This window comes from Kitasatospora sp. NPDC057198 (assembly GCF_042670125.1).
Taxonomy (GTDB): domain Bacteria; phylum Actinomycetota; class Actinomycetes; order Streptomycetales; family Streptomycetaceae; genus Kitasatospora.
The window spans coordinates 1-10,580 of the sequence record NZ_JBHUWH010000272.1 but is presented as its reverse complement, the minus strand read 5'-3'; the positions used below and the strand labels follow the sequence as shown (position 1 = coordinate 10,580).

The following is a 10,580-nucleotide window of genomic DNA, read 5'->3' as shown; positions in this document are numbered from 1 at the left end:
TACCCTTCGCTGCGCGCCGAACAGCTTCTCAATCCAAGCAACGAAGCCCAGCTCAGAAGCAACCAGCTACATCACATCCAATGAGAACTCACACCAGGAGGAGACGCTGGAGGCCATCGTGCGGGCGCTGACGCCCCGTCCGGGGCGGGTGGTGCCGGCGGGCCTGCGGGCCACGGTGCAGCTCGCCACCGGCACCGGCAAGTCCTTCGTGGGGGCGGTCGCGGCGCAGCGGCTCGCGCCGCGGGGCCTGGTGATGGTGGTCGTGCCGACCCTGGACCTGCTGACGCAGATGCGCGCCTCGTGGGTGGAGGCCGGCCGCGCGGGTAAGGCGTTGGCGGTGTGCTCGCTGGTGCAGGAGGAGCTGCCGGAGGGGGTGCCGAGGACGACGCATCCGCTGGTCATCGGCTCGTGGATCGACCGTGCGGCGGCCTCGGGGAAGCCGCTGACGCTGTATACGACGTACGCCTCGGCGGGGGCGGTGGAGGACGCTTACGCGGCTTGGAGGGAGCGGGAGGGCCGGGAGCTGGTCCCGCTGGACCTGATGGTCTGTGATGAGGCGCACCGGTCTTCCGGGTCGGCGGAGAAGGCGTGGACGGTGGTCCATGACCAGGAGGCGATCCCGTCGGCTCGGCGGTTGTACATGACGGCTACGCCGCGGGTGTGGCAGCCGCCGAAGCGCCGTCGGCGGGATGAGGAGGGGGGCCAGGCGGTCGGCGAGGAGGGCGGGCAGGGGCGCCGGTGGGTGTGGCAGCCGCTCCCGGAGGAGCTGGCTGTGAGCATGGATGACCAGGCCATTTACGGGCCGCAGGTGTATACGCTGGGTCTCGCGGAGGCGATCGACCGGGGGCTGCTGGCTCCCTTCGAGGTCGTGGTGCTGGAGTTGCGCGACCCGGAGACGGACCCGGCGGCGGCGGCCGCGCAGCCGGTGCCGTGGGGTGCCGGCGCCGGGGAGGCCGAGGACGGCAGCGAGGACCAGGTGCCGGTGAAGCGGGTCGCGGCGATGCAGGCCGGGCTGCTTAAGGTCGCCGCCGAGCACGGGTTGCAGTGCACCATCACCTTCCACCCGCGGACCCTGGAGGCCCGCTACTTCGCCGAGACGCTGAACCAGACGGCGGAGCGGCTGCATGCCGAGGACCCGGATGGATTTCCGGAGGAAGTGTGGTCGCAGTGGCTTTCCGGTGAGCACCCGGTGGATTACCGCCGCTGGATTCTCGGGGACTTCGGGAAGTCCGAGGAGTACGACGGTCTGGCCTACCGCGTGCTCGCGAATTGTCGTGTTCTGGGGGAGGGTGTGGACATTCCGGGGGCGGATTCCATTCTTCTCCAGGGTCGGGGAAGTATGGTCGATATCGTCCAAGCCATAGGGCGTTCCCTTCGGATGAAGCCGGGTGAGGGAAAAGTAGCGCGGATTATCGTACCCGTTTTCCTCCGTGCCGGGGAGCAGCCCGGAGACATCATGGAGTCGGAATCCTACGGTCCGTTGATCAAGGTTCTGACCGCGATCCGCAGCCATGACGCCCGGCTTGTGGAGGCGCTGGCGGTGCCGCAGCGCAGCGGGCGGCGGACCACCGGTGCGCGGGCCGAAATCGTTGGTGCGCCTGGCGAGGGGGAGGGCGCGGAGGAGGCTACGGGGGCGTTCACGCTGCCGGTGCGGTTCCAGTCCAAGGTCTCGCAGACGGCGCTGGCGCTGTTCGTTGCGACGCAGGTTTTCCGGTCCGAGAGCGTGTATTGGAAGGAGGGTATGCAGCACTGCGCGAAGTGGGTGGAGGAGCACGGGTCGCTTGATGTTCCGTATAACGCAATGGTGGGCAAAAACGGTAATTTCCCGCTCGGCAAGTGGCTTTCGGACCGGCGTCACGAGCGCTCCACGGGCGACATGCCTGCCTACCGTGTCGTGCTGCTGGATTCTCTGGGCATGATCTGGTCGGTGTCGGACGCCCGGTTCGAGGCCGGGCTGGCCTGGGCGCGGCAGTGGGCGGCCGAGCACCACGGGTCGCTGGCCGCGCCGTCGCGGGCCTCGATCGGCGGCTACGCGATCGGCACCTGGCTGGTGGAACTGCGGGCGCAGGCGGAGGTGCCGGACTGGCAGGACGGGGCGCTGCCGCAGGCCCGCCGGGCCGCGCTGGAGGCGATCGACCCGTGGTGGTGCCCGGCTTGGCCGATTACCTGGCAGCGCTCGTACGCCGCCTGCAGGGCGTGGTGGCTGGCGGGTGACGGCGTGGTGGACTGGCCCGGGCTGCCGGTCGAGACCGGCTTCGAGGGTGAGGCGATCGGCCGGTGGGTGCGGGCGCAGCGCGGCAGTTGGGCGCAGCTCGCCGAGGAGCAGCGCGACCTGCTGCTCGCGCTGGGCATCGAGGAGGACCAGGAGCTGGCCGCCGCGGCGGCGGAGAAGGCGAGCCGGCCGGTGCGGGGGCGCGGGGACCGCTTCGCGCAGCACCTGGAGGCCCTGCGGCGGTTCGCGGAGCGGGAGGGGCATGTGCGGGTGCCCCGGGCCCACAAGGAGCCGTTGGAGGGCGTCGAGGGTGGCCAGGAGCCGGTGCTGCTGGGCTTGGGGGCGTGGCTGTCCAACCAGCGCAGCCGCCGGGCGAAGCTCAGCTTCGAGCAGTTGCGGCTGCTGGGGCGGGCCGGGGTCGAGTGGGCCGCCGAGCTGGCTCCGGTGCGGCGGGAGGCCGAAGAGGTGGTGCAGGCGTGAGCGGTGGATCCGGTCAAGGGGCGTACTGCGGCGGGGTGGACTGCGTGGGCGGGCGCCGGCTGCTTCCGCCGTGGCCGAAGTGGCAGCGGCGGGTGAGTTCGGGCGGCCGGTGCGCCGACCACGACGACGGCCTGGCCGCCGAGGAGCGGCCGCGACTGTTCGGCCGGTGGGATCCGGACGAACGGGCGCGGGACGCCTACCGCGACGGGTACGGGGGTCCGGCGCTGGACTGGTAGCGGCGCGGGGAGCGAGCGGTGGGGCCGTCACCGGTTGGTGGCGGCCCCGCCGCTCTTGCCGTGCGGGCCTCGGCCCGGCAGGGTGCTGAGTGGCCGTCAGCGGACCGTACGGCCTTCGCGGCTACGGGGTGTCGCCCCGCCAGGTCCAGCGGCCGGCGGGGGCGGGCTCGTAGATCGAGCGGCCGCCTGCGCCGACCGGTGTCGGAGGCGGACGCTACGGTGCGCTGCCATGGACGTTGACGGTCTTGAGCAGCGGCGCCGGGCCGGCTCCGGGAAGAAGGAACGATGAGCTGGCGGGGCGAGCCGGGTATTTCCGTCCGGTGGGATGAGGGCTACAGGGTTTTCCACGCCGGGACCGTGGAGGACGTGCGTTTCGTCGTCGCCCGGATCCCGGCCGAGGCGAAGGACAACTTCGACTACGGCGTCGTGCCCTGGGACCGTTTCCACCACTCCTACGGGCCCGGCACCGACGTCCCCGCCGCACTGGAGCAGGTCCGTACCGGCAATGAGCGCAGTGTGCGCATGGCGTTCCACCGGTTGTGGAGCAGCCTGCTGCACAGCGATACCGGTTGCGCGGCCGGCGCTCTGGCCGTTCCGTTCCTGATCCGCATCGCCCTCATGCGCGCCGATTACCGCGCCGAGATCCTGACGGGCCTTGCCGGCCTGGCCCGCCGCCAGCACTACGGTGACGGCAGCCGCACCGGCCTGCTGCGCGCTGCGCGTGCCGACGACCAGTTGGTCTTCGAGGCATCCGGCTACCTGGGGAACTGGTCGGTGCAGGCCGCTCGCGAGGCCCTGGCCGCGGACGCTGGTCTGTTGCTGCCGCTGCTCGACGATCCCGATCCGGAGGTCCGCCAGGGCGTTGCCCACGCCCTGGCCGCGGCTGCGGCTGCGGGCCCGTGCGAGACGATCGTGCAATCCCTGCACGTCCGCCTCCGGGTCGAGGCCGGTCCTGCGGTGCGTGCCTGCCTTGTCCTGGCGATCGGCCAACTCGCTTGGGAGGAGCGGCACCCGGCCGTCATCGAGCAGATGCGCACCTGGTGGCAGGACCCCTCCCGTCCCGCCGAGGTCAGGGTGTGCTCGGCCCTGTCCTGGCTCTGCCTCACCGACGGCCCCGTCCCCGGCGGCCTGCGCGCCTTCCTGGACGATGCGGCCGGCGGAGAAATCGCCGCCCTCCTCGGCCGGATCCCGTGGATGCTCCGTGTCGACTGTGAAGGCGACGGGCTGCGCAGATGCCTCGACCAGATGTACCACCCCGAGAAATACCCCCACTTCACCAGCCTCCTGGACTGAGGAAACCGAACAATCCCCCGGCGACCCCCTTCCCGTCACCAGATTGTGCGCTGCTCGACTCGACCTGTACCCGCCCCTGCAGGTCCTCGACGAGCCCAGGCTCGGTGGGTTCGCTGAGGCTTGGCTCTTTATGCCCCAGCGGCAGGATCTCGCCCCTGGGGCCGAAGACTTACTGGCTGGGCTGAGAATGATCTCGTCTGGTGTTCTCGCCCGAGGAGGGGTTGTCTTGCACGGTTACTGGGACCCGCTGCCCGTGGCACGGCGGCTCGTCGCCGCTGTGGATAGGGAAGTCTTCGCAGGCGTCTGGGCGGAACGGAACTGGCGCAACGTTCCCGGCCCGTTTTACGGTGCGGCGACCGACTCCATGGCGACCGGCCGGCTGGACGCGCCGCATCACATCGCCTACGACGACGATTTCGGTGGCGGCTTCGGGACGGAGTTCGTCTATCGGCAGCCCATGGACGAAGCGGAGACCGAAGCAGTGGTCTCGGCTGCCTGCCTGGAGCTGTACAGCGGATACGGCTGGGATGGTGACGAGCACTGGACCCCTGCCACCGTTCGTGAGTGGTGGCGCGACCGGAGTCGGGTCCGCGGGTGGGCTCTGGCCATCGCGGCGGACTGGGGTGCCGCTACACACCCTGGCTGGGGGAGCAACGGGTCCGTCAAGTTCCAAGGGCACTATCACGACGCGGCCCGAGGCCACTTGGACTTCGCGGCCTACATCGACGACGGGCTTGAGAGGTATCTGCGTAACTACGCCTTCTGGCTGGATCAGCGCCGCCCACCCCGCCGTGGGGAGGCCCTTCCAATGCTGTAGCCCGTACTCGCAGGTCAGGTTGGTAGATCCGTATTGTCTGGCTGCCCGCACCGGACGGGGCGGCTTTGGGCGCGGAGGCGGGCGCCGTGAAACCGTTGGCGGCAGGCGGCTCGCACCGACAGGCTTCGCCGATGGATACCCCGCCGACGCTTCCCGCCCCGCTGCCCTTTCCCGCCCCGCTGCCCTGGCCGGTGCCCGATCCCCGCGCCCACCACTTCGTGGCGCACTGCTCCGACATGCACGGCCTGGTCGTGGACCTGGTGGTACCGGAGCGAGCACCCGTCTACGTGGCGAGCGTGCTGGAGACATCGCGCGAGCTGATCCGGCACTCCTACTACCGGTACGAGTTCACCACCGTCGCCGTCACCCACGCCCTGTTCGGTCTGGAGCGCGCGCTCGCAGAACGGCTGGCCGTCAAGAAGCCGTTCCAGAAGCTGATCGAGCAGGCCGCCAAGGACGGCCTCATCACCGCCGGACTCGCCGACCGCCTCGGCGCGGGACGTCTGCTGCGCAACAAACTCGCGCACGGCGATCTCACCGGCTCCGCCCTCACCCCCGTACTGGCCGTCAGCATGGCCAGCGCGGCCTTCGACACTGTCGCCCTGCTCTACCCGTCCCCGGCGGCAGAGGCCCCCTGAGCGCGATCCAGCGGCAATCCAGCAGTGGGCGCGGGCAGACGGGGCGGTGGCCGGCGGTCAGACGGGGCGGTCAGCCGGACGAACGGTCAGCCGGGCGGACGGAACCGTTCGAGGAGCGGGGCGGTGGCCGGCGGTCAGCGCGGCAGAAGGTGCTCGACGACGGGCAGGACCGCGCCGGCCACGGCGGCCAGCGCGGTAACGGCAGAGGAGTTGCGGCGCAGCCACGCCCGGGCTCGGAGGAGGCGGCGGTCGGGGTGGGCGGTCGTCGGCATGGAGAACTCCTTCACCTGGCAGGACCTGCTCCTGGACGGGAGGGGTTGCGCACCGAAGTTATGAGGCCGCCGCCGCGTTCTGCCCGGGTTCGGAGCCCACGGATTCGGAGCGTCGAGTTCGGTACAGTGCCGCAATGAGCGAGCACCGGAGCCGGCGTCCGAACAGTACGTAGGAGCACTGCCTGTCAGCGGCGGACGAGTTCACCGCCGACGGCCGGTTCGGCGGCCTCGAGGAGCAGGCCCGCATCGCCGTGGTCCTGGCCGCTGCGATCGCCGCAGCCGCGGACGGCGCCGGCGCCGAGAGCCGCCGGGTCGCCGACCTTCCGCTCGGCCCTGCGGTGCTGCCCGGCACCACCTGGCCTCGGCGGCGAGCAGCAGCAGGCGCTGCTGGCGTCGGACCACGGCGAGTTCCTGGCCGTCCGCGGCCGGGCCGCGCGTTCTACGCGCCCACCTGGCTACCGCCGACCCGGCGGCCGCCACGGTGGGCAGCGCGGCTCGCCGCTCCCACCGCGACCGGACGCTGCAACTGGCGGCCGGGGCGCTGGGCGTCGGAGAGGAGTAGACCGTGCCGGAGCGGGAGTTGAGCCGGGACGAGGTCCTGCGGGTGCTGGCCGCGCTGGAGGCCGTCCGGACGGGCGGCGACGACGGACTGCGGGCGCTACTGGCTGTCGGACGGGGCGGGCAGCCGCTCGCGCAGGCCGTCGCCGCCTACACCAGCGCGGGCCTCGGGCAGCTGCTGTCCGCCGGATTCGGCATCCACGACGGCCTCGGCCCCGAGGAGTTGCGGGCGGCGGTGGAGCGGGTGACGGCCGGCGTCGGCGCCCGCCGGACCCGCCTGCTGGCCGACCTCCTCGCCGCCTGGGCGCAGCGGGCCGGCGACGGCCTGGAGCAGATCCGCACGATCGCGCTCACCGCGCTCACCGCGCTTCAGGCGGTCCTCGACTTCAGCCTGGTTCCTTCCACGGGCGAGGTCCTCCCGATGATCGCCCAGCTGGGGGCCACCGCTCTCGCGACCTGAATCCCCGGCCGGGCCGCTCCGGTCAGTTCCGGGCTTGCCGGGCGGTGAGGTCATCGAGGATCCGCGGCCGGGGCTCGAGGCCCCGGCGGTTGAGGGCCTCGTGCTTGGCGGCGACCGGCAGTGCCATGAACTTTGCGCGCTCGGCCCGTCCGGCCTCGGTGGGGTCGTGGTCGTGGCACCGGATCAGCTCGGCGGTGCCGTAATCGCTGCGCGCGGCCCAGCTCTCGGCGGTGTCCGGTCCGGTTGGGGTGAAGTGCAGGTGGAAGCGGGGGTGGGCGGCCAGCCGGGTCTTGATCGCCGGGATCTTGTGGGTGATGTGGTTGTCCAGGATCAGGTGCACCTCGGGGTCGGCGGGGACCTGTCGGTCGAGCTTGGCCGGGGACTTCTTGAATCCGGCGGTGCGGTGGCGGCGGTGGAGCGAGCCGATGACCTTGCCGGTCGCGGTGTCCAGTGCCGCGAAGAGCGTGGTGGTGTCCGAGCGGATGTAGTCGTGGCTGCGGCGCTCGGGCACTCCGGGCATCATCGGCATCATCGGCAGCACCGGCTGTGAGCGGTCCAGGGCCTGGGTCTGCGACTTCTCGTCGGCGCAGAGGACCGGGGCGCGTTCGGGCGGGTCGAGGTAGGGGCCGGCCACGTCGCGGACCTTGTCGATGAACAAGGGGTCGGTGCTGAGCTTGAACGTCTCGGCGCGGTGCGGGGCCAGGGCGAACGCGCGCCGGATCCGGGAGATCGCGGACTGCGACATGCCGGTGGCCGCGGCCATCGACCTCGTCGACCAGTGGGTGGCGTTCTTCGGCTTCTCCTCCAGGGTTTTGACGGCGACCCGCTCGACGTCCGCGTCGGTGATCTTCCGCGGGACGCCGGGGCGGGGCTCGTCGCCCAGGCCGTCCGGGCCCCGTTCGGTGAAGCGCCGGCGCCAGGTGCGGACCGTGTCCGGCGCGACGGCGAGCCGGCGTGAGACGTCCGTGATCGAGTGGCCGTCGGCGCACTCCAGGGCGGTCCGCGACCTCAACGCCGGCGCCTGGGCGGTCGAACGACGACGTACCCAGGACTGCGACACCTCCCGCTGGCCGTCAGTGACCGGCAACGGTGGGGTCTTCGGACCAGGACGGCTCGCACCCCACCGACGACGAATCTTCCGACTCGGGTCACTAGTGCCGCGTCAGGCAACCTTTGCCGTGAAGGAGCGGCTCCCCCAGCCCCGAGGGGGGCTGGGAGGTGCCCCCCTTGGTGCGTGCTGTCGGCGTGCCGGCCGGAAGCCCTCGTATTGGATGGATGTACTTGGGTTTTCGGCCGGTGCGGCGAGAGGGCGTGCCGGGCGTCGCGACGGGCGAAGGTTGCCTGACGCGGCACTAGTTGAGCACGTGCCAGGTCGGCCTCGGGCCTACCCAGGTTGGACTCGGCCGAGACGAGTACAGCGTTCCCGTGCTTGGAGACGATCTCGATGGCCTCGTGGTCGACTGAGTGCACGGAACGGTGAGTCGGCACGGTCCTGCATCCGCCCGTTCCGGGTGCAAGGCGGTGGCCGCGCGGACCCGGAGTGGGAGAGAATCCGGCAGCGACCGACTGGGGGATGTTCATGGCACACCGTCCGCTGCTGATGCTGGACGTCGACGGGCCGATAGCCCCGTTCGACCGCTTCCTTCGCCCCCGGGGCTACCGGACCCACCGGGTGCCCTCGCAGACGTGGAGGCAGCGGCAGCTCGACAAGGGCGTGAGCGACCCGAAGCCGCTGCGGGTCTGGCTGAACCCCGCCCACGGGCCGGCCCTACTCGCCCTGCCGTACGACCTGGTGTGGGCGACCGCCTGGCGGCACGAGGCGGACGAGCACCTGGCGCCGCTCCTCGGCCTGCCCGAACTCCCTTACGTGAACTGGGAGTCGATGAACCACAAGGACCCGGACGGGCTGCATTGGAAAACCCGGCAGCTGGTCTGCTGGGCCGACCGGCAGCCCTTCGCCTGAGTGGACGACGAGATCGGCCCCCAAGACACCGAGTGGATCGCCGCCAACCACCCGGGCCAGGCGCTCACCCTGAAGATCGACCGTCGGTACGGCCTACGAACGGAACACTTCGCCCAACTGGCAAACTGGGCCGAGGAGATCGCCCGCTGAAGCCGTGAGGCTGAACCCGGCACCCGATGCCCGACGAACGCCGAGCAGTACCGCCGCGGCTGTCGCGAACCGGCCGGGCACGAGGGATCCGGGCCCGGCACCCACGGCACCCGACGCGACACCACCCGCCCAGGCCCGCCGGGCGGGCCGGCTGTGCCGTTCGGGGTCGGAGAAGGCCAGGCCACCGGCGACGAGCGGGCGCCGCACCGGTGCGGGGCCGGGGTACTCTCGGTGGGCGCCTCACGGAAGTCGACGCCCTGCTCGATCGGCAGCAGCCGGCGCCCACCGGTCCGCGCGGGGGGTGTCGGTGACGGGCTCGAAGAAGGCGGGCATGGAGGGAGGACGGCGGGCGGTCATGATCACAGTCCGGCAGTCCGGCCGGGCCGACCGACGTATCCCTCCCACCGCTGTCCCGGCCTCGGCACCTCAGATCGCCCGGGCAGGCGGCAGGTCCGCCTCACTGGAGGCGTGACGTCCATGGCCGGGCTCGCACTGGCCCAGCTCGCGCAGCTGCTCCTCGCCCACCCCCTCGGCCACGGCCTCGGCAAGGGCCGCGTCCAGCTCACGGCGGGTACGGGCATGCTCGGCGATGGCCCGCTCGACGCGCTCCAGAGAACTCGCCGCCTTGCGCTTGGGGCTGGTGATCACCTTGAGGTTCATGCGACTCGCGTGCCCCGATCGCCCACAGGCATGCACGCCGACGACCAGCAGCACGAACGTCCACGGCCACCGCACCGGCACCCCGGTGCACCGGTGCACCCGCACCCCGGCACCCCGGCACCCCGGCACCCCGGCACCCCGGCACCCCGGCACCCCGGCACCCCGGCACGGTCCCCGCCGGACCCCCAGCGAACCCCCGCATGAATTCACCACCCGCCGCAACAGCCCCGACCGGCGGCAATCCCATGCTGAACCAACAAGGAAAACCCACGGCGGAAACCAGCAGCATTCCCGACGGCTCTCCCGACCTGCCGCCGATACGCCGGAACACCCCGCACAGGCCCCGGCCCCCGAGCCGCCCACCGGACCCCGGCCGACCCGGACAGCCGACCACCCAACGTCACCGAAACCGGGCCGAGCCACAGCCCCGCCAGAGCCCCGAACCACACCCAGCCCCCACCCGGACTGGTCCGCCAAAAGGCGCTCCGACGCGAGAAACTGGGCTTGATCCGCTTTGACGGACACTCCTGATCGGGGGCTTCGGCCCCGGAAGGATGATGTCCGTCATGGAGAGCACGGGGAAGAAGAAGCCGGGGCCCAGGCGCTCGTTCGCACCGGGGTTCAAGGCTGGGACCGTCGACCTGCGCCGGCGCGGTGACCGGTCGGTGGGTCAGATCGCGAAGGACTTCGACCTGACCGAGACCGCGGTGCGCAACTGGGTCAGGCAGAGTGAGGTCGACGCCGGCGAGCGGGACGGCCTGACCGGCGACGAGCGCGAGGAGCCGGTCCGGCTGCGGCGGGAGAACCGCCGCCTGCGCGAGGACGTGGACATCCTCAAGCC

The 10,580-nt window shown here is 71.7% G+C and carries 10 protein-coding genes and 1 pseudogene; 8 read left to right on the top strand and 3 right to left on the bottom strand.

The window, feature by feature from the left end:
• The 5 genes from ACFUEL_RS26190 to ACFUEL_RS26170 form a co-directional block, all read left to right on the top strand.
• Window positions 1-2,692 (top strand): Helicase associated domain protein (locus ACFUEL_RS26190; RefSeq protein ID WP_380239217.1); only part of this gene is annotated, 2,692 nt, incomplete at its 5' end.
• On the top strand, window positions 2,689-2,928 hold the full coding sequence (locus ACFUEL_RS26185) for a hypothetical protein (protein ID WP_380239216.1): 240 nt from the start codon (window positions 2,689-2,691) through the stop codon (window positions 2,926-2,928). The genes ACFUEL_RS26190 and ACFUEL_RS26185, both read left to right, overlap by 4 nt.
• Before the next feature lie 285 nt (window positions 2,929-3,213).
• Window positions 3,214-4,221 (top strand): hypothetical protein, encoded by a 1,008-nt coding sequence (locus ACFUEL_RS26180; RefSeq protein ID WP_380239215.1) that lies wholly within the window; start codon window positions 3,214-3,216, stop codon window positions 4,219-4,221.
• Between the two features lie 226 nt (window positions 4,222-4,447).
• The gene (locus ACFUEL_RS26175; RefSeq protein ID WP_380239214.1) at window positions 4,448-5,038 is read left to right on the top strand and encodes a ferredoxin; all 591 of its coding nucleotides are present in this window, start codon (window positions 4,448-4,450) and stop codon (window positions 5,036-5,038) included.
• Between the two features lie 131 nt (window positions 5,039-5,169).
• Window positions 5,170-5,676, top strand: coding sequence for a hypothetical protein (locus ACFUEL_RS26170; RefSeq protein WP_380239213.1), 507 nt, complete (start codon window positions 5,170-5,172; stop codon window positions 5,674-5,676).
• 134 nt (window positions 5,677-5,810) lie between these two features.
• Here ACFUEL_RS26170 and ACFUEL_RS26165 read toward each other — a convergent pair whose 3' ends face one another.
• Window positions 5,811-5,948: a hypothetical protein gene (locus tag ACFUEL_RS26165; protein WP_380239212.1), complete on the bottom strand. Its 138-nt coding sequence runs from the start codon at window positions 5,946-5,948 to the stop codon at window positions 5,811-5,813.
• A 565-nt stretch (window positions 5,949-6,513) separates the two neighbouring features.
• Here ACFUEL_RS26165 and ACFUEL_RS26160 point away from each other — a divergent pair.
• On the top strand, window positions 6,514-6,966 hold the full coding sequence (locus tag ACFUEL_RS26160) for a hypothetical protein (protein ID WP_380239211.1): 453 nt from the start codon (window positions 6,514-6,516) through the stop codon (window positions 6,964-6,966).
• Window positions 6,967-6,988: 22 nt separating this feature from the next.
• Here ACFUEL_RS26160 and ACFUEL_RS26155 read toward each other — a convergent pair whose 3' ends face one another.
• Window positions 6,989-7,978 (bottom strand): IS630 family transposase, encoded by a 990-nt coding sequence (locus tag ACFUEL_RS26155; protein ID WP_380239210.1) that lies wholly within the window; start codon window positions 7,976-7,978, stop codon window positions 6,989-6,991.
• Window positions 7,979-8,545: 567 nt separating this feature from the next.
• Between ACFUEL_RS26155 and ACFUEL_RS26150 the strand changes: the two are divergent.
• Window positions 8,546-9,079 (top strand): annotated as a pseudogene (locus tag ACFUEL_RS26150) (hypothetical protein).
• A gap of 426 nt (window positions 9,080-9,505) precedes the next feature.
• Here the strand turns inward: ACFUEL_RS26150 and ACFUEL_RS26145 are convergent.
• The gene (locus tag ACFUEL_RS26145; RefSeq protein WP_380239209.1) at window positions 9,506-9,739 is read right to left on the bottom strand and encodes a hypothetical protein; all 234 of its coding nucleotides are present in this window, start codon (window positions 9,737-9,739) and stop codon (window positions 9,506-9,508) included.
• Window positions 9,740-10,305: 566 nt separating this feature from the next.
• Here ACFUEL_RS26145 and ACFUEL_RS26140 point away from each other — a divergent pair.
• The coding region (locus ACFUEL_RS26140) for a transposase (RefSeq protein WP_380239208.1) at window positions 10,306-10,580 on the top strand (275 nt) is incomplete at its 3' end.

Excerpts from the sequence above, each read along its gene's own strand:
- ACFUEL_RS26180 (WP_380239215.1), top strand. The coding sequence starts at position 3,214 with ATGAGCTGGCGGGGCGAGCCGGGTATTTCCGTCCGGTGGGATGAGGGC.
- ACFUEL_RS26170 (WP_380239213.1), top strand. The coding sequence starts at position 5,170 with ATGGATACCCCGCCGACGCTTCCCGCCCCGCTGCCCTTTCCCGCCCCG.
- ACFUEL_RS26165 (WP_380239212.1), bottom strand. The coding sequence starts at position 5,948 with ATGCCGACGACCGCCCACCCCGACCGCCGCCTCCTCCGAGCCCGGGCG.
- ACFUEL_RS26145 (WP_380239209.1), bottom strand. The coding sequence starts at position 9,739 with ATGAACCTCAAGGTGATCACCAGCCCCAAGCGCAAGGCGGCGAGTTCT.